16 protein-coding genes are annotated in these 19,376 nt (G+C 48.4%); 13 read left to right on the plus strand and 3 right to left on the minus strand.

The window, feature by feature from the left end; translation table 11 throughout:
- Window positions 1-71: 71 nt before the first annotated feature.
- Window positions 72-563, minus strand: coding sequence for a phosphoribosyltransferase (locus tag DI579_RS01310; RefSeq protein WP_290595384.1), 492 nt, complete (start codon window positions 561-563; stop codon window positions 72-74).
- Window positions 564-1,034: 471 nt separating this feature from the next.
- Between DI579_RS01310 and DI579_RS01315 the strand changes: the two genes are divergently transcribed.
- The 11 genes from DI579_RS01315 to DI579_RS01365 all read left to right on the plus strand — a co-directional run bounded on the left by DI579_RS01315 (window position 1,035) and on the right by DI579_RS01365 (window position 17,193).
- Window positions 1,035-3,281: a polyribonucleotide nucleotidyltransferase gene (locus DI579_RS01315; protein WP_290595383.1), complete on the plus strand. Its 2,247-nt coding sequence runs from the start codon at window positions 1,035-1,037 to the stop codon at window positions 3,279-3,281.
- Between the two features lie 477 nt (window positions 3,282-3,758).
- Window positions 3,759-5,477 (plus strand): sodium:solute symporter family protein, encoded by a 1,719-nt coding sequence (locus DI579_RS01320; RefSeq protein WP_290595382.1) that lies wholly within the window; start codon window positions 3,759-3,761, stop codon window positions 5,475-5,477.
- Window positions 5,478-5,489: 12 nt separating this feature from the next.
- Window positions 5,490-5,825 (plus strand): hypothetical protein, encoded by a 336-nt coding sequence (locus tag DI579_RS01325; RefSeq protein ID WP_290595381.1) that lies wholly within the window; start codon window positions 5,490-5,492, stop codon window positions 5,823-5,825.
- A gap of 135 nt (window positions 5,826-5,960) precedes the next feature.
- Entirely contained in the window at window positions 5,961-7,142 is a 1,182-nt protein-coding gene (gene galT / locus DI579_RS01330) for a galactose-1-phosphate uridylyltransferase (protein WP_290595380.1), read from the plus strand.
- Window positions 7,139-8,443 carry a galactokinase gene (gene galK, locus DI579_RS01335; RefSeq protein WP_290595379.1) on the plus strand — a complete coding sequence of 435 codons (1,305 nt, stop codon included), beginning with the start codon at window positions 7,139-7,141 and terminating at the stop codon, window positions 8,441-8,443. Before galT ends, galK begins: the two co-directional genes overlap by 4 nt.
- Before the next feature lie 115 nt (window positions 8,444-8,558).
- Entirely contained in the window at window positions 8,559-9,314 is a 756-nt protein-coding gene (gene dapB / locus DI579_RS01340; RefSeq protein ID WP_290595378.1) for a 4-hydroxy-tetrahydrodipicolinate reductase, read from the plus strand.
- Window positions 9,311-10,060: an FAD-dependent thymidylate synthase gene (thyX, locus tag DI579_RS01345; protein WP_290595377.1), complete on the plus strand. Its 750-nt coding sequence runs from the start codon at window positions 9,311-9,313 to the stop codon at window positions 10,058-10,060. The genes dapB and thyX overlap by 4 nt, the downstream gene beginning before the upstream one ends.
- A gap of 109 nt (window positions 10,061-10,169) precedes the next feature.
- Window positions 10,170-11,078 carry a 4-hydroxy-tetrahydrodipicolinate synthase gene (dapA, locus tag DI579_RS01350; protein ID WP_290595376.1) on the plus strand — a complete coding sequence of 303 codons (909 nt, stop codon included), beginning with the start codon at window positions 10,170-10,172 and terminating at the stop codon, window positions 11,076-11,078.
- A 172-nt stretch (window positions 11,079-11,250) separates the two neighbouring features.
- Complete coding sequence (locus DI579_RS01355; protein ID WP_290595375.1) at window positions 11,251-13,119, plus strand: ribonuclease J; 1,869 nt, start codon at window positions 11,251-11,253, stop codon at window positions 13,117-13,119.
- Between the two features lie 134 nt (window positions 13,120-13,253).
- Window positions 13,254-15,806, plus strand: coding sequence for a DNA translocase FtsK (locus DI579_RS01360; RefSeq protein WP_290595374.1), 2,553 nt, complete (start codon window positions 13,254-13,256; stop codon window positions 15,804-15,806).
- Between the two features lie 232 nt (window positions 15,807-16,038).
- The gene (locus DI579_RS01365) at window positions 16,039-17,193 is read left to right on the plus strand and encodes a TerC/Alx family metal homeostasis membrane protein (RefSeq protein WP_290595649.1); all 1,155 of its coding nucleotides are present in this window, start codon (window positions 16,039-16,041) and stop codon (window positions 17,191-17,193) included.
- A 97-nt stretch (window positions 17,194-17,290) separates the two neighbouring features.
- Here DI579_RS01365 and DI579_RS01370 read toward each other — a convergent pair whose 3' ends face one another.
- Window positions 17,291-17,578 carry a YciI family protein gene (locus DI579_RS01370; protein ID WP_187398171.1) on the minus strand — a complete coding sequence of 96 codons (288 nt, stop codon included), beginning with the start codon at window positions 17,576-17,578 and terminating at the stop codon, window positions 17,291-17,293.
- Window positions 17,579-17,581: 3 nt separating this feature from the next.
- Window positions 17,582-18,088, minus strand: a complete 507-nt coding sequence (locus DI579_RS01375; protein WP_290595647.1) for an amino-acid N-acetyltransferase — start codon at window positions 18,086-18,088, stop codon at window positions 17,582-17,584.
- 129 nt (window positions 18,089-18,217) lie between these two features.
- Between DI579_RS01375 and pgsA the strand changes: the two genes are divergently transcribed.
- Window positions 18,218-18,853 (plus strand): CDP-diacylglycerol--glycerol-3-phosphate 3-phosphatidyltransferase, encoded by a 636-nt coding sequence (pgsA, locus tag DI579_RS01380; RefSeq protein ID WP_303678574.1) that lies wholly within the window; start codon window positions 18,218-18,220, stop codon window positions 18,851-18,853.
- Window positions 18,854-18,856: 3 nt separating this feature from the next.
- Window positions 18,857-19,342 carry a CinA family protein gene (locus tag DI579_RS01385; RefSeq protein ID WP_290595371.1) on the plus strand — a complete coding sequence of 162 codons (486 nt, stop codon included), beginning with the start codon at window positions 18,857-18,859 and terminating at the stop codon, window positions 19,340-19,342.
- The last annotated feature ends 34 nt before the right edge of the window (window positions 19,343-19,376 follow it).

Genomic DNA, 19,376 nt, shown 5'->3' on the forward strand with positions numbered 1-19,376 from the left:
GGGATTTACATGGGAACATGACAAAGGGATGGGAGCCACGTACGTGGCTCCCATCCCTTTTAAAAAGTGTTTTAGACGCCTTCTGGGAAATCTACAGGAGGCATTGTTGACCAGGGGAAGTTAATCCATCGGTCAGTACGCTTCCAGACATAGTCGCACTTAACAGTGGAATGAGGTTTCTCAAAGACTACGGCGCAGCGCACATCAGCTACGTAATCTTGTACGAAGTCGTACACAAAACGAAGAGTTGCTCCAGTATCTGCAACATCATCAGTGATAAGGACACGCGCACCTTGTAACATGCCCGGTTTCGGTACAGGAGGAAGCATAACGGGAAGATCCAAACGCTCATTAATGCCCGTGTAATATTCCACGTTCATAACATGGAGATTTTTGACGTTGAGAGCGTATCCCAAAGCACCTGCAACAAAGAGGCCACCACGTGCAATAGAGAGAATGAGATCTGGTCGGTAGGAGTCGTCAGCGACCATATGCGCAAGCTCACGAGATGCAGAGCCAAAGCCTTCCCATGTCAGTACTTCACGATCGGGCATGTCAGTCATGGTGTAGCCTTTCTGATGTGGCGTGCATTGCGGGGTGTGAACACACGCGGTCTTCTCGTGTTGACTCTCGAGCACATAGGTAGGGGCGAGAATCGTATAGATTATTTACGTTATAGTATGCCTGAAAAGCAGTATAAGCACGTAATAACAAGGGCGTGACTTATAGCACGTGTTCTGTAAGAGGGATATCTTGCTCTGGCCAGGTGTGACTATCCCCACTGAGTTATCACGGTGTTTGCTACACTAGGGATGTCATATAGGCCCTTATTGTGGCCATCCATTGGAGTTACCCACGTGTGAACGGTCCTCGGTGGTGGTTGTCGGACAAGCGCTTTCGACATAATTCTTGTGACGCGATAAAAGACGAGAAAAATGTGTCACACAAGAAAGTAGAAAGAAAGATTCCGGCAGCTTCGATCGATGACCATGTTTTCGGCGGAGTAGCTCCCAGACGAAAGATGTATATCTCTTATGACTGAACTCCGTGAGTTCGAAGTGGAAGAGGGAGTTTTTGAAACCGAAACCACTATCGATAACGGTGCTTTTGGCACACGCACTATTCGTTTTGAAACCGGTCGCCTAGCAAAACAGGCCGCAGGTTCAGCCGTCATCTATCTCGATGATGAAACTATGATGCTGTCCTGCACCAGCGCTTCTAAGCAACCCCGTGAAGGATTCGATTTCTTCCCCCTCACCGTTGATGTGGAAGAGCGTATGTATGCGGCAGGACGTATCCCCGGCAACTTTTTCCGTCGCGAGGGTCGTCCCACCACCGATGCCATTCTTACCTGCCGTCTTATCGACCGTCCGCTACGCCCAAGCTTCGTCGCTGGCCTCCGCAATGAGGTACAGATAATTGTCACGATGTTAAGCCTGCGCCCAGGCGATATTTACGACTGTGTTGCTATTAATGCTGCCTCGTGTTCTACCCAGCTAGCTGGACTACCATTCTCGGGTCCGGTTGGTGGTGTCCGTATTGCTCTTATTCCCACTGAAGACAATCCCGAGGGACAGTGGGTGTGTTTCCCAACTGTAGAGCAGCTCAAGATGGCTGTCTTCAACATGGCTGTAGCTGGCCGTATTGTTTCTGAAGACGATGGCACGGGTAAGCCAGAAATCGCAATTATGATGGTAGAAGCCGGTGCAACGGAAGACGTTGTTGAACTTGTTGCCGGTGGTGCACAAGCACCAACAGAAACTGTCGTTGCGGGTGGTTTGGAAGCCGCTAAGCCCTTCATTGCCCAGCTCTGCCATGCTCAGCAGCAGCTTGCTAGTGTTGCTGCCAAGGAAACCGGTGAATTCCCACTCTTCCCAGCGTATGAAGATGACTCCTTCGCCGCTGTCGAAAAAGCTGCTAAAGCGGAATTGGAAAAGATTTACACCATTGCCGATAAGCAGGAACGTGAAGCTGCTGATACCGCTCTGAAAGAAAAAGTCTATGAGGAATTGGCAGAAGAATTCGAAGGCCGGGAGAGCGAAATCGGTGGGGCATATAAAGCCATCACAAAGAAGATCATTCGCCAGCGCATTCTGAAAGATCACTTCCGTATTGATGGTCGTGATGTTACTGATATTCGTGCTCTTTCCGCCGAAGTTGAGGTCGTTCCACGGGCTCATGGGTCGTCTCTCTTCGAGCGTGGAGAAACTCAGATTATGGGTGTTACCACTCTTGACATGCTGAAGATGGAACAGCAGATTGATTCTCTCGGTCCTGATGAGAGCAAACGTTACATTCACCACTACAACTTCCCCCCGTATTCCACTGGTGATACAGGCCGCGTTGGTACCCCGAAACGTCGTGAAATTGGCCATGGTGCCTTAGCGGAACGCGCTCTCCTCCCCGTCATTCCTTCGCGTGAGGATTTCCCCTACACTATTCGTCAGGTTTCTGAAGCTCTCGGTTCTAACGGTTCTACCTCGATGGGTTCCGTCTGTGCTTCAACCATGTCCCTGTTGAATGCGGGAGTTCCCCTTAAAGCTCCTGTTGCCGGCATTGCTATGGGGCTTGTATCAGATGAAGTTGACGGCAAGATGCAGTACCAGGCACTGACTGACATTCTTGGTGCTGAGGATGCCTTCGGTGATATGGACTTTAAGGTTGCTGGCACCGAGGACTTCATTACTGCTTTGCAGCTCGATACAAAGTTGGATGGTATTCCTTCACAGGTGCTCGCTGGAGCATTGACACAGGCTCGTGATGCCCGCCTTACCATTCTGGATGTTATGAGTGAAGCAATTGATGGCCCAGACGAGATGAGTCCTTACGCTCCACGTATCACCAGCGTTAAGATTCCCGTCGATAAAATTGGTGAAGTCATTGGGCCTAAGGGCAAGCAGATCAACACTATTACGGAAGAAACTGGCGCCAATATCTCTATTGAGGACGATGGCACCGTCTATGTTTCAGCTACAAACGGTGAATCCGCACAGGCTGCGATCGATCGCATCAATGCCATTGCCAATCCACAGCTTCCTAAGGTAGGGGAGCGTTTCCTCGGCACTGTCGTCAAGACAACCGCTTTCGGCGCATTTGTGTCACTGCTGCCTGGTCGTGATGGCCTTGTCCATATCTCTAAGTTGGGTAAGGGTAAGCGCATTGCCAAGGTTGAAGATGTTGTTAATGTTGGCGATAAACTCCAGGTGGAAATTGCTGATATCGATAAGCGTGGAAAGATCTCTCTTATTCCCGTCGATGATAATGCGGATACCAAGAAGTAACGTCTAGGCGTTTATCTGTTAGTGGGGCGCACGCTTCAGTAGCAGTGGGTAACGACATACAATAATAGGGAAGTCCCGATCCATATTCTGTGGATCGGGACTTTCTTTTCTTTCTTGTCTTTTTAGCTTTGTATTTGGCAAGCAGTTTACTGGAACGATTCTTCTATTTTTTCGTGGTGTTGTTCCTTATACGATCTAGAAAGCCCAGCTAATCCCTATCTTATGCATGATGTCACTGTGAATACAGCACAAGAAAACGATTCAGAACTTGCTTTATTAGTTGCCACGCATTCTTCTCAGTAATGCGTGGACTGTTAGTGTATTTTCGTCTGAGCAAAATGCTCGGTACCCAAGGTGTGCTTCTATGGACACCGCTTTAACGACATTAACGTCCGGTCACGCCCTCGCTTGAGATGTGTAACAAACCATGCTGGTTTGTTGTGTATTGAGAGTGATAAGGACGGCTTAAGGAGACCAATGATCCTCGCTCAAGGTGCGGTAGACTACAGGCTGGATGCCGTCTGGGTGGACTACCTGATTATCGCCATTTATTTCTGCTTTATTTTGGGCATCGGTATGCTTGCTCGACGTAAAGTCTCAAGCAGTATTGACTTTTTCCTGTCGGGGCGCAATCTTCCGGCATGGGTAACTGGTTTGGCATTCATTTCCGCGAATCTGGGTGCTACTGAATTGATGGGTATGTCCGCTACTGGTGCTCAGTACGGGTTCCCCACATTCCACTATTACTGGGTAGGTGCTATTCCGGCTATGCTCTTCCTGGGCGTAGTCATGATGCCGTTCTACTACGGTTCCAAAGTACGTTCCGTACCAGAGTTCATGTATGAACGTTTCGGTATTGGTGCTCACTTAGTGAACTCCATTTCGTTTGCACTTTCGCAGCTCTTTATTGCGGGCACAAACCTGTATCTGTTGCAGTTTGTCGTGAATCGTCTTTTTGGTCTACCGATGTGGGTCTCGCTCATCATCGGTGCCGTCGTGGTGCTCGCATACATTACGTTGGGTGGCCTATCAGCCGCAATCTACAACGAAGTAATGCAGTTCTTCGTTATCGTGGCCGGTTTGCTTCCCCTTACTCTCATTGGTTTGCATCGTGTTGGTGGATGGAGCGGTCTAAAAGACAAAATTTCCAATGATGGACTGTTAGGCGATAAGCAGTTGCACACCTGGCCAGGTGAAGCATTGTCTGGCTTCAATAGCCCTGTCCTTTCCGTTATCGGTATCGTTTTCGGCCTCGGATTCGTCCTCTCATTTGGTTACTGGACAACGAACTTCGTTGAGGTACAGCGTGCAATGGCATCTAACACAATGGATTCTGCCCGCTGCACACCTATCATTGGCTCGTTCCCCAAGATGTTCATTCCGTTCATCGTGGTTTTGCCTGGTATGGTGGCCGCTGTTCTTGTCAATGAGATGGTTGAGTACAAGGGTATGGCCTATTCAATGGGTGCAGAAGCCGCTACGGATGCTTTCGACGGACTGAAGTACAACGACGCCATCTTGTTACTTATGCGCGACGTTCTTCCAAATGGTCTTCTCGGTCTCGTTCTTGCAGGTCTTTTGGCATCCTTCACCACTGGTATGGCAGCTAACATCTCCTCCTTTAACGCCGTCTTCACCTATGACATCTGGCAGCGGTATGTCAAGAAAGACAAAGACGATACGTACTATCTGAAGGCCGGTCGAATCGTCACAGTTGTTGCCACCATTATCGCTATTGGAACGTCTCTCCTGGCGGCTCGCTTCTCTAATTTGATGGACTACCTACAGACTCTGTTCGGGTTCTTCAACGCTCCGCTGTTCGCAACCTTTATTGTGGGCATGTTCTGGAAGCGTATGACACCTACAGCTGGTTGGGTTTCCCTGTTGGGAGGTACATTCTCCGCTATTATCGTCTTTGTTCTTGGACAAGTCGGCATCATTGATCTCCCTGGTCAGGGGCTAGCGTTCATGTGTGCTATTACGGCATTCGTCGTAGACGTATTACTAGCCGTGCTAGTGTCCCTGTGCACCAAGCCAAAACCTGCCAGCGAATTGGTGGGCTTCGTGTACTCCGAAACTCCTAAAGAGCACTTCCATGATCCACGCGATATTGGTCGCCCATGGTTCCGTCGTCCGGTACCACTGGCTATCATCTCGCTAGTATTGGTCATTGCTCTCAATATCGTCTTTGCTTAGGAGCGAATACTCATGGCTAAGAAGACTACCACTGCTGGTGCCTTTGACATCCGCAACATTATTGGTCTGCTACTCACCATTTTTGGTGTTATTCTCACCATTCTCGGTGGCGTCTCGTACGACGATGCAGATGCAGCTAAAACGGGAGACGTCAACATCAACCTCATTGTGGGAATTATCATCCTGGTAGTAGGCGTGTGTTTCCTCCTTTGGGCTAAAGCACATCCACAGGTCGTTCCCGCTGACCCGGATAGTATTCAAGAAGCAAACGAGATTAATGATGAAAAAGCCGTTTCAGGCGGCGATGCGTTTGTCTCTCTCGATGATAAGAATGACAAGAAAGCATAGCTTACAGGTCATATAGAAGTGAGCCCCACTCGTCATAACAAGTACTGTGCGAGTGGGGCTCATTTCATCATAATGAAGGCAGATAATCGTTAAAGTATCTCATGTAGTTTCGACATGTAGTTTTGAGGAGTACTAGTGTTCCACTCACCACACCAAGTAGAAATAAAATACACAAACAGTGGTACAACTCCGATTGTTAGAAAGACTACTACCACGCTATCCGATGGTCGTGAGTTAATTTATTTTGACGATTCCGAGCCATATCTAAGCGGGACAGCAACGCGTGAGCTACATGATGGTCGTCATCTTCCCAAGTCCACTCCGCTGAGCTCAATAAGAAGGGATCCTCTTACTGGGGAATGGACAGCTTTGGCTGCGCATCGTATGAATCGCACGTTTATGCCACCAGCCAATGAAAATCCCCTTGGTCCCACTCAGTCAGGGCAGCTTCCCACTGAAATACCTGCTGATGATTACGATGTAGTTGTCTTTGAGAATCGTTTTCCTTCATTTGCGCGAACTGCTTATCTTAATGAGGAATTACCGGGATACGTTGACAATATGGAGTTAGTACCCCAGGCTCCCGGACGTGGTCGTTGTGAAGTCGTGTGCTTTAGCCCCCACCCAACAGATAGTTTCTGCCAGCTCTCCCAGAGAAGAATTCGAACAATTATTGAGGCCTGGGCGGATCGTACTGAAGCCCTGTCAGCCCTCACGGGAATTGAACAGGTTTTTTGCTTCGAAAATCGTGGCCCAGAAATCGGTGTTACATTACAGCATCCGCATGGCCAGATTTATGCCTATCCATTCCTTCCACCACGTACACAAGCAATTCTGCGGCAGGCGCGTCAGTACTACGAGGATACGAGGCGGCAATTACAGCATGATGTCGTCATGGCTGAACTTGCTGCGAAAACACGTGTTGTTTGCGAAGGGGAGTACTGGTTCGCGTATGTTCCAGCGGCAGCGAAATGGCCACTAGAAGTTATGCTCGTACCGCGTCGCGATGTCCCAGATTTCCCGTCTTTATCAGAATCAGAAAGAGCAGAACTAGCAGTTATGTATCCTCGCTTACTGCGCCAAGTTGATAAATTCTTCCCTGGTATTGAGAAAACTGCCTATATCGCTGGATGGAATCAGGCACCTGTTCATGAGGGCCGTGAATTTGGGCGTCTCCATCTACAACTTTTTAGTTTGCGCCGTTCCCCCGACAAGATGAAGTACCTGGCTGGTTCTGAATCTGCTATGGGGGTGTGGATTAACGATACGACACCGGAACGTATCGCTGAACGACTTCGAGAGGTTGCTGAGAAATGAGTGATGTATTAACTGCTACTGCGGATAGTGCTGCACAGCTTTTTACAGATACCTATGGTCATCAACCAAAGGGTGTATGGTCTGCCCCCGGACGTGTCAACGTTATAGGCGAACATGTTGATTACGCAGGTGGTATCTGTTTACCTTTTGCACTTAACCGGCGTACATACTGCGCAGCATCCTCACGCAACGACGGTATTATTCGTCTTGTTTCGCTGCTTCCTGGCAGAAAGAAAGTTTTTCACTGGGAAGGTCGTATCAGTGATATCGGGCCGGGTCATCCGCGCAGGTGGCCAGGGTATCCCGCAGGTGTTATCTGGAGTATGTGGCAGGATGCCGCAACTATAGGAGTATCTCTGACGGAGACTTCCGGCTTTGATATGGCCTTTGTCTCTGATGTTCCTGTAGGGGCTGGTCTTTCCAGCTCTGCTGCAATTGAGTTGGCGACAGCGTGTGCTGTTTTTGATCTTGTTGGTCCGGGACTTGATAGCCTTTCAGAAGGTCGTAAAGATACGCCTTCACAGCACATCATTAAGGCGTGTATTCGTGCTGAAAATGAAGTTGTAGGTGCTTCCACTGGTGGGCTAGACCAATCCATTTCGTTTCGTGGGCAGGCTGGTAAAGCCTTGGAACTCGATATGGGGGAGGGTCTTATCTCTGATGTTCCCTTTGATCTTGCAGGGAACGGTTTAGCCATTCTCGTGATGAATACGAATGCACCCCATAATTTAGGTGATGGTCAGTATGCCTCTCGTCGCGCTATCGTCGATCGAGTTATGGAGGGATTACATGTTACTGAACCGCATCGCGAGCATAAATTAGTTGATCGAGCACTAGAGTGGACAGCGCAAGAACCAGAAGCTTCTGTTAAGGAAGAAAAAGAGGAATGGCTAGACTTGGTAGCTCGTCGTATGCGCCATATTGTCACAGAGTCGCGCCGTACAGAATCTCTTGTCACAGCGTTGCGTAAAGGTGCGTTGGGAAATCCTAAAGATAAAGATGCTGTGTGTGGGCTTGAGCAAATAGGTGGACTTATGACCGCCTCGCATGAGTCCTTGCGCGATGATTATGAAGTGAGCTGCCCAGAATTAGATAGTGCAGTGGATGCTGCTTTGGAGGCAGGGGCATGGGGTGCTCGCATGACCGGTGGTGGTTTTGGCGGTTCTGCTATTGCTCTTATCAATGCGGAAGATGTGGAAAAAGTTGAGGAAGCAGTCTTAGCAAGTGCACGTCAGCTCGGTCTTGCGACACCAACGTTCTTAGTCGCTATTCCCTGTGATGGAGCACGGCGAGAAAAGTAGCCAGGCGGCGTGTGAAGAGGAATGGTGTAGACGCAGAGTAGACTGGGGCAAAAAGATAGGTGAGTGTGATACTTACAGTTAGTGTTTGTGAAATCGGGGGAGAGAAGGATAGAAAATGACTGAAGTACATAAAGTTGGCGTCATAGGTGCTCTTGGACGAGTTGGCAAGACTATGTGCGAGGCTGTGAAAAATGCTTCTGACATGGAACTTGCTGCTGCTATAGATCGAGATGATGATCTCCAGACTCTCCTCGATAATAATGTTGATGTCATTATCGATTTCACTCATCCTGATGTTGTGATGGGTAACCTGGAATGGCTTATCAAGCATGGTATTCACTGTGTTGTGGGTACTACTGGTTTCACTGAGGAACGTCTTAACCAAGTACGAACCTGGTGCGCAGAAAATCCGGATGTTAGTGTGCTCATCGCCCCTAACTTTGCTATCAGTGCCGTCCTTTGCATGAATTTTGCTGAGCAGGCTGCTAAGTTCTTCGAATCTGTTGAAGTTATTGAACTGCACCATCCCGATAAAGCAGATGCTCCTTCTGGTACTGCCACAACAACAGCGCAGCGTATTGCGACAGCTCGACATGATGCCAACGTGCCCGATAGTCCGGACGCTACTACACAAAGCCTAGAAGGTGCGCGTGGTGCAACTGTCGATGGTGTCCACGTTCATGCGGTTCGTTTGCGTGGTCTTATTGCACACCAGGAAGTGCTACTTGGTGGTCCGGGGGAGACGCTGACAATTCGTCAGGATTCTATGGATCGAACTAGTTTCGTTCCCGGAGTATTGCTGGGTGTACGAGAGGTAGCCCAGCGGCCTGGTCTTACTTTCGGCCTTGATGAGGTGCTAGGACTAGCATGACCAATTTGGTCACGATGAGGGTACAGCTAGTTGCCTATACGCATTTTGATCCACCGACCGATTTAGGGTGGGAGACAGATGCGGAAGGCTCGGAGGCTCTCACTGAATTCGCGGGTCGCGCGTGTTATGAAACGTGGGATAAGCCGAATCCGCATACTGCCACAAATGCTGGTTATATTCGGCATGTGTTGGAAGTAGGACATGTTTCGCTGCTAGAGCATGCCAATGTAACGTTCTACATCACGGGTATTTCTCGTTCCTGTACGCATGAGTTAATTCGGCATCGTCATTTCTCGTATTCCCAGCTTTCCCAGCGGTTTGTTCCGGAGGAAGATTCTCTTGTTGTTCCTCCTCCCGCGCTTGTCGATGATCCTGAACTAGTGCAAGTGTTTACTGAGGCCGCAGAACGCAGTAAAGAGGCATATCGAAAGCTCTTAAAAGAGCTGGAGAAGAAGTTCGCAGATGAACCCAATGCCTTATTACGGCGGAAACAAGCACGTCAGGCTGCCCGTGCAGTGCTTCCTAACGCAACTGAAACACGTATTGTTGTAACGGGTAATCTGCGCTCGTGGCGTCATTTTATTGGTATGCGTGCTACTGAGTATGCGGATGTGGAAATTCGTCAGCTAGCAATTTCGTGTCTGCGGCAGCTACAAAAAATTGCTCCGACAGTTTTTGGTGATTTTGAAATTTCTGTCCTGCCTGATGGATCAGAAATTGCCACTAGCCCTTATGCAATGGATTAGCGATAAACAGTAAGCATGTACCGTAATTTAGGGAAGAAACGGGGCATCGGCAGGCCCAACATTGTCCAGGGTTCTTTGATCGAGAAGAGAAACGGGTAGTCTAAAACATATGACGAACGGAATGGTAAGTACTCGCGCTGCAGAGCATTTTGGAACTGTCCTTGTCGCAATGGTGACTCCCTTTGACAAGGATATGAAACTTGATGTTGATGCTGGTGTGAAGCTTGCCGCGAAACTTGTCGATGATGGATGTGACGGTCTGGTACTGGGAGGTACCACCGGAGAATCACCGACAACATCTACCGCCGAAAAATTGACCCTTATTAGAGAGGTTAAGAATGCTCTCGGTGAGCGTGCAAAAATTGTGGCAGGAGCTGGAAATTACAGTACAGATTCCTCTGTAGATCTTGCACAACAGTCTGTGAATGCGGGAGCTGATGCGCTTCTCATCGTTACCCCGTACTACTCCAAGCCTCCTCAAGAAGGCGTTTATCAGCATTTCAAGACAGTTGCGTCTGCTGTAGATGCTCCTATCATGTTGTACGACATTCCCGGGCGTACAGCTACTCCCATTGCGGAAGAAACTGCTATGAGATTGGCAGAAGTTCCGAATATTGTGGCTATTAAAGAAGCTAAAGGCGACTTAGCTGCGGGTGCCCGTCTGTATCAGAAGACAGAGTTAGCTCTTTATTCTGGGGATGATCCCATTAACATTCCATGGCTTTCTGTAGGAGCTACGGGGTTTGTTTCAGTCGTTGGACATTGTGCTGCGCGAACGCTACGAGATATGCGTACTGCTTTTGACCGTGGTGATCTGGCGGAGGCATTACGTCTTAACTCCACTATGTTCCCTCTTAATAGGGCTATGGCGCGATCTGGGGGAGTCAGTTTTGCGAAAGCAGCCCTTGACATAATGGGTATGTCGGTGGGTAGCCCTCGTCTTCCGCAAGTGCCTCTATCAGATGAGGCACGAGACGCTCTCTTAGAGGATCTACGCCAGGCGGGTGTAGTGTCGTAGGTCGCAATGGGCGATTGTGCTGTATGTACGTTAGCCACTATGGCCTTATTTATTGGAAGGCAGTGGTACAGGGGGATTCATGGGGGACTGTGCCGTTTGGCATATTTCTATACCGTTCGCGACGAAGATTGTCGCTCTATTCCCTTGGGGAATAATTAGTTGAAGGAAAAGTATGTCTAATACGAAACGTACCGGTCGTAAACGCGCTACGCGGCGCATGGGACCGCCACGGGAGAGCTCTGAGCTCACTGCTAAACCAAAAACTAAAAAAGCTAGGAAGAAATCATCACGGAAAAAGTATGTTGAGCCTAGCTACAGTGGTGTCCAAACAATGCAGGGAATGGATCTTTCCGAGCTTCTTCCCGCCCCTAAACCTCTTGCATCAGGGGCAATGAGGTTAGTTGCATTGGGCGGAGTATCGGAAATAGGTCGCAATATGATGACCTATGAATACGATGGCCATATTCTTATTTGTGACTGTGGTGTGTTGTTCCCCAGTGCGTCAGAACCCGGCATTGACCTTATTCTTCCCGACTTTAGCTATCTTGAAGACCGTCTTGACAGTATTGACGCATTAGTTCTTACACACGGTCATGAGGACCATATTGGGGCAATTCCTTTTCTTCTTAAACTCCGCCCTGATATCCCGATTGTGGGAAGCAAGTTTACGAATGCACTCGTAAAAGCCAAATGTGAGGAACATCGTTTACATCCTCAGTGTATTGATGTCACACGAGAGTCTGTCTACAAAACTGGACCTTTCGCCGTAGAGTTTTTCCACGTTAATCACTCCATTCCCGGAGCATTAGGCATTGTTGTAAAGTCTCCGGCTGGCGTCGTTGTACAGACTGGTGATATCAAAGTCGATCAGACTCCGAAGGATAATATTCCTACTGATCTACCGGCTCTTTCTCGTTTTGGCGATGATGGTATTGACCTCATGTTGGTCGATTCAACGAATGCGACTCACAAGGGATTAGCACCTAGTGAAGCGGAGATTGAACCGACATTGCGTCGGCTTATTCGCGATGCTGAACAACTCGTTGTTGTGGCATGTTTTGCCTCTAATGTAACGCGTGTACAGATGGTTGCAGATGCGGCAGTATCTGCGCATCGCAAACTTGCGTTGACGGGGCGTTCCATGGTGCGCAATATGGAAATTGCGCGAGAGATGGGACTTTTTACTATCGCTGAGGAGAATCTTATTGATGCTCAGGACATCGATAAGTATCGTCGCGATGAAGTTGTTGTCATGACTACTGGTACGCAAGGCGAAGCCATGGCGGGTCTGTCCCGTATGGCGCGTAGTGATCACCGTCAGGTGAGCTTACAAGAAGGCGACACAGTTATTATGTCGTCCTCTGTTGTACCAGGTAATGAAGAATCTGTTTATGGGATGCTAAATACCCTAGAACAGCGGGGGATTAAGGTTATTACTAACCATGACGCAAACGTTCACGTTTCGGGCCATGGTTATTCCACTGATTTGCTGTTCCTTTACAATGCTGCACGCCCTTCTAACGTTATGCCGGTACATGGTGAGTGGCGTCATCTGCGGTTCAACCATGATCTTGCTATTTCTACCGGAGTATCCCCAGAACGTGTTGTTATTGCTGCCAATGGTGTGTGCGTAGATCTTTTTGAAGGTCGCATAGCACTTGCTGGCCAGATACCGGTGGGGCACCTCTATGTTGATGGTCTCTCAACTGGTGACGTTAGTGAAGACGTGTTGGCAGATCGCGCCATTCTCGGAGAAGGAGGGTTCATTGCTGCCACAGTAGTTGTTGATCGACGCACAGGTCGCCCATTAGCCACACCACAGGTTATGGGGAAAGGCTTTACCGATGAGCCGGATGCTTTAGATGAGGTTCCGCAGCTAGTTGAAAAGACCTTACAGAAACTCGCAAAAGAGGCAGAAAACGATCCTTACCGGTTGGCGCAAGCTGTGCGGAGAACAGTGGGGAAGTGGGTTGCGAAAAAGTGGCGTCGCCGCCCCATGATTGTGCCTACGGTTATTATGGCTGAGCCACCGCAGAAATAACGGAACACGTTCTGTTAGCGGAGTTTTCTATAAAAGGCATGTTGCTCATGTTATTAGTGTGACTGTGCGAGCTACACTAATAACATCGCTATAGCCGGTAAGACACCATTGTAGGAGAGGATTCTACTTTTACTGTGAGCGCATCCCGTGCCCCAAAAAAAGGTCGCCGATCTGCTACTAATGCTGGTCGGCGTCCTAGTGCACGTCGAAAATCGAAACTGCCACAATCTCGACGTAGGCAAGCACAATCTTCGCAGGCTCGTCCGGTGCCATCTGCTTCTGATACAAGCCAAAGTTTTGGCGAAAAAGTTAAAAAAAGTTGGTCTGCGTTAACAGAAAAATGCCATAAAGGGTTTCATGCGATTAGTCGTGCAGGCGATATTGATGCCGGCCACGCCAGAGACGGATGGGCTCTTTTCTGCTTTGTTCTGGCTATTATTCTTGGAGTAATGCTGTGGGCACCGCTATCCGTGCCTGTCGGACGATACGTCTTGAGTGGGTTAAGCTACATTATCGGCACAGCAGTCCACCTCATCCCAGTACTTCTTGTCGGTGCAACGCTAGTATTGACACTCACTCCGCCCATTGCAGAAGAGCGACGCATACCTACAGGAGTAGGAGGATCTCTTCTTACCTGGTCTATCCTCGGTATTTGGCATATTGCCAGTGGACGAGCACAAACAATTGATGATGTACAAGGTGGAGCAGGCGTTCTTGGCTTTATTATTGGGGAACCCCTTGCTAAAGGACTTACCTCGCCGCTATCCATCATCATATTTTTAGCGGTTATATTCTTCAGTCTCCTGTTATTAACTAATCGTCGTATCCAAGATGTAGGACGATGGTTACGCAACACGTGGATGCGGGTCCGTCAGTGGTGTGAGGAACGCAAGCGTGACGATGACGACGATAGTGTAGACGAAGACGGCAATGATGATAATGATGAAGACAGCGACGAATTCTATGAAGAGGAAATAGAGTCTGAGGCTTCCTATCTTTCTCGAACTCCGGAGGAAAATTATCCTACGGAGGAAGACGCGCCTACGGAACTTGCCCTTATGCGTCAACAATGGCGTGAGCACATGTCCCAGTACGATGAGGATGAGCACGCTGAGGACAATAAAGAAACTCTGGATACTGCTGTACTGCCTGTACCATACGCAGATGATCGTGATGAAGACGATCTAGTGATGAGCACGGAGTTTTCTGATACGGACTATCAACTCCCCGATGCAGAGCTCCTCATTGCGGGTGAGCCTCCGCGTGGTCGTTCACACGCTAACGATCTTGTCATTGATGCCATCAATAGCGTCTTTGAACAATTTTCAATTGATGCCGCCGTCACCGGAATGAGCCGTGGCCCCACAGTAACGCGCTATGAAGTATCACTTGGGCCGGGAGTCAAAGTAGAGAAGATAACAGGCGTGCAACGCAATATTGCTTACGCTGTCGCCAACGACAATATTCGTTTGCTTGCCCCCATCCCCGGAAAATCTGCGGTTGGTATCGAGGTTCCCAATACCGACCGTGAGATGGTACGGCTTCACGACGTTCTGACATGCGATTATATGCTTCGCAATACTGATCCGATGATGATTGGTATGGGGAAGGATATTGAAGGCGGCTTCGTTTATTCTTCAGTGGAGAAGATGCCTCATCTTCTTGTAGCAGGTGCTACCGGCTCCGGTAAATCTGCTTTTGTGAACGCTACATTGATTTCAATGCTGGTGCGTTCTACGCCAGAACAGTTGCGTCTTATCTTAGTTGATCCAAAGATGGTGGAATTGACGCCCTATGAAGGTATTCCACATCTCATTACTCCTATTGTGACTCAGCCTAAAAAGGCTGCTGCTGCCTTGGAATGGCTAGTAGAGGAGATGGAACAGCGTTACAAAGATATGCAGGCTACGGGCACACGGAAGATCAGCGACTTCAACGCAAAAGTAATTTCTGGAGAAATTACTGCGCCGCTTGGGTCGGAGAGAGTATACAAACCGTATCCCCGCATTGTGTGTATTGTCGATGAGCTTGCAGACCTCATGATGACATCTGGCAAGGAAATAGAAGATTCCATTGTGCGTCTTACGCAAAAAGCTCGTGCGGCTGGTATCCATCTTATTCTCGCAACGCAGCGTCCTTCCGTTGATGTTGTGACGGGACTTATTAAATCTAACGTTCCTTCCCGACTGGCATTTGCAACATCGTCACTGACAGATTCACGCGTCATTCTGGATCAAGGTGGGGCAGAGAATCTTATCGGTATGGGTGATGCACTCTTTATCGCGCAGGGTGGACGTCCTGTCCGTATGCAAGGTGCGTTTGTGTCGGATGAAGAGATATACCGTGTTGTATCCTTTATCAAAGAGCAGGCGGAACCTGAATATACAGAAGGCGTTACGGAGCAGAAGAAGCAAGGCCGCGAGATTGATGAAGAGATCGGCAAGGATTTAGATGACCTCCTTGCCGCCACTGAGCTTGTTATCACTTCCCAATTCGGTTCCACGTCTATGCTTCAGCGCAAGCTACGTATTGGTTTTGCGAAAGCAGGACGACTTATGGATCTTATGGAATCACGTGGCATTGTGGGGCCGTCAGAGGGGTCAAAGGCCCGCGAAGTGCTAGTGAAGCCAGAAGAACTGGAGGCAGTAATGTGGTCACTCAAGGGTGGGGATCCATCCGATAACTGAAATGGCTAGTTGGAATCATCTAGTCCTGGAGAATACTTAGTACAAGCTTTTAGTGTTGTGTACACTGGAGCAAGTAGGAGGGGAGTATCCCAGTTCCGCACTCGTCGTCAACACGTTAGGTCCGCATTTAACCGGCGAACGGGCTCAGGGCATATCTGCTGAGGATGTGACCACTGAAGCGGGAGAGACCTCCGGAGAGTAGTGCGCTGTGCGCATCCCCGGAGGGAGTTTTGTGGACGTTAATGCCCTAACGTGGTTTATCAGCATATTAGTTATCATCGGATTTTTTGTCTTTGATTTCTTTTCACACGTTAAGACCCCACATGTGCCGTCATTAAAAGAAGCTGCATTGTGGTCAGTTTTTTATATTGTTGTCGCATGTATTTATGGTGGTTTTCTATGGTTCTTCTGGAAAGAACCAGGTAATCCCCATCAACATGGGATGGAATTTTTCGCAGGCTACGTCACTGAAAAATCGTTATCCGTAGATAATCTTTTCGGGTTCGCTCTTATTTTGGGTAATTTCCGTGTACCACCCAAATATCAGCAGAAAGTTCTCCTTATAGGTATTGCTCTTGCCCTTGCACTGCGTGCCATCTTTATCGGAGTTGGTGCTGCAGCTATTAGCGCGTGGGCGTGGGTGTTCTACCTCTTTGGTATTTTCCTGTTGTACATGGCTGTCAAAGTTGTTGTGGAAGAAGTTAAAGACGAAGAACCTAAACCTGTTAGTGAACAAGCACCAGTAAAACTTGCATCGAAAATCTTCCACGTTAGCAAGGAATTACATGGTGATCGATTAATGTTTCGACGCGGCGGGAAAGTAATGTTCACTCCGCTGTTCATTGCCTTAATTGCGATTGGCTTTACTGACTTAATCTTTGCCTTAGACTCCATCCCCGCTATTTTCGGTCTGACGAAGGAACCCTATATCGTCTTTATGACTAATGCTCTCGCTTTGTTGGGGTTGCGTCAGCTCTATTTCCTTCTTTATGGATTGCTTGATCGTCTCTCTTTTATGAGTTATGGACTATCCATTATCTTGGGATTCATTGGCGTTAAATTGGTCCTGCACGCACTACATGACAACAGGGTGCCCTTTATTAACGGTGGCCAGGCTGTTCACGTGTGGGAGCCGTCCATCACATTCTCACTACTGTTTATTGTCGTCGTTTTGCTGCTCACTATTATTGCGTCAGTTATTAAAAATGCGATAGATAAGCGTCGTGATGGAGCTGAAGATCCTGATCACTTACAAATGTCTGCAGAAACTCGTCAATTGAATGATCTGCACCAGCAAAGTTCTTCGCACGCCCTTGTTGATGTTGGTTGTGACGGGGATGAACCGCTTTTTCGCTGTATACATCGTAAAAAAGGGAAAGCCGTATAACTCGTATAACTACGGTGTAGCCGATAGTGAAGACAATAAGGGGAGCTTTCCTGATGGCACATAGTGGCGCAGGAAAGCTCCCTTTATTATGAAGTGTTTAGCAGTCGGTAAAAGCACCAATCACGGATTTCCACTCATCGCAGAAGCGTTCTGCGACCATGCCGTTGACATAAAATGGATCATGATTCATGAAGTGAAGAGCGTCGTCCTTATCCTGCGCTTTTACCAGAATAAGAGCGCCACTGCCGTCTGTTAACGGTCCGGAAGCAAGAACAATATCGCGTTGTGCACCTTCTCCTAAGTAGGCCCGATGCTGTGGACGTAGCTTATCCATCATTGCAGCATTTGCGTCATCATAGACATAGCGGAAAACGAAAACGGACATTGTTTACTCCTTGTCTACTCCTTGTGGTTTTATATGGGCCAGCATACGCGTGTTCCCCAATGTATTGGGTTTCACGGAAGAAAGGTCCAAAAATTCGGCTACACCGGCATCATACGACCGCAGCATTTGCTCATAGGTCGTTCGGCTTACTGGAGTTCCTTCTATTTCTTTAAATCCGTAGCGTGCGAAGAAATTAACTTCAAAGGTAAGAACGAAAACGCGTTCTAAATTCAGTTGGTGGGCTTTCTTCAATAGTGTGGTAACGATAGTGTGCCCGATACCATGGTGATGAGCTTTGGGATGGACAGCGACAGTACGTATCTCGCCTAAATCAGACCATAAGACGTGTAGCGCACCGCATCCAATAATGTGACCTGCGGATTCTACAACAACGTATTCTTGTAAAGCCTCATAGATATCAATGAGATTTTTCTCGAGCAAAATTTTCCCGGCGTAGATATCCACTAGAGCTTTAATCTCAGGTACATCATCTGTAGTTGCGGTGCGAATGTTGATGTTGGGTATATCGTCTGCCTGGGTATTTTCCATAGCAATTAGAATAGTCCTTCGGCAAAGTCTACGTAGGCAAGAGGGTTAGGATAGAGAGTAGAGGCGTTGAAGCGACGTAAAGGGTGGACCATGGCGGTAAAGGAAGAATCACAGGCAAAAGTATGGAATCTTCCTAACATTTTGACAGTGATTCGTATTATCCTCGTGCCTGTATTCTTGGTGGTGTTCTTTTGTGGAACGCCTACGTATAAAGCTCGCGCTTGGGCAGTCGTTATCTTCTGTGTAGCCATGGCGACAGATACTGCAGATGGTCGTATTGCTCGCCATTACGATCTCGTGACGAACTTCGGCAAAATTGCTGATCCTATTGCAGATAAAGCGATTATGGCTGCCTCGCTCATTAGCTTGAATGTTATCGGTAAATTGTGGTGGTGGGTTACCGCTATTATTTTGATTCGAGAAATCGGTATTACCGTTTGGCGATTCACTGTTCTTAAAGAGCGTATTGTTCCGGCTAGTCGCGGTGGAAAACTGAAAACGATGGTGCAGACTCTGGCAGTTTTTCTCCTGCTCATTCCTTATGACGGATGGCTAGAGTGGTGCGGTTGGATCGTCATGGGTGTCGCCGTGGTTCTCACCATTGTGACTGGTGTGGATTATCTATGGAAGGCTTATCATCCTTCCCCGGAAGAACCAGAGAATACGATAGCTGATAACGTCGGAACTGTTCCCCACACTGCTGTTAAGCTTGGGAAGCAAGGGTGAGTTATGGAGTGCTCGTCTTCCCTGGCACATGTTGTTATTAAAGAACTTACTGGGCAGAAACTCACTATAGCTGCGGCAGAATCGTTAACTGCAGGCTTATTCTGCGCTACTCTCGCTTCAGTTCCGGGAGCAAGTGCTGTTCTACGGGGTGGATTGGTCGTGTATGCGACTGATCTTAAACACCAATTAGCAGGCGTCTCTACGCAGACATTGCAGCGGGTTGGGGCAGTAGCAGAAGACACTGCTAGAGAGTTAGCTGTAGGGGCTAAAAAACAGTGCGGTGCGGATATCGGAGTTGGTCTTACCGGGGTAGCTGGTCCAACGAAACAAGATGGTCATCCTGTAGGAACAGTTTTTATAGGAGTAGCTTTACCGGAAATACCGGTATGTGTACGCCAGTATCATTTCACTGGTTCGCGCCAAGAAATCCGAGAGCAGAGCGTGTCAGCAGCTTTGTCCCTTGTACATGAGCATATACAGACACAATAATGCGGGAATTAATTTAGCAGCACCGTGGTTATAG

The sequence above is a fragment of the Lawsonella clevelandensis genome, assembly GCF_003241315.1.
In the GTDB taxonomy this organism is placed as follows: domain Bacteria; phylum Actinomycetota; class Actinomycetes; order Mycobacteriales; family Mycobacteriaceae; genus Lawsonella; species Lawsonella clevelandensis_A.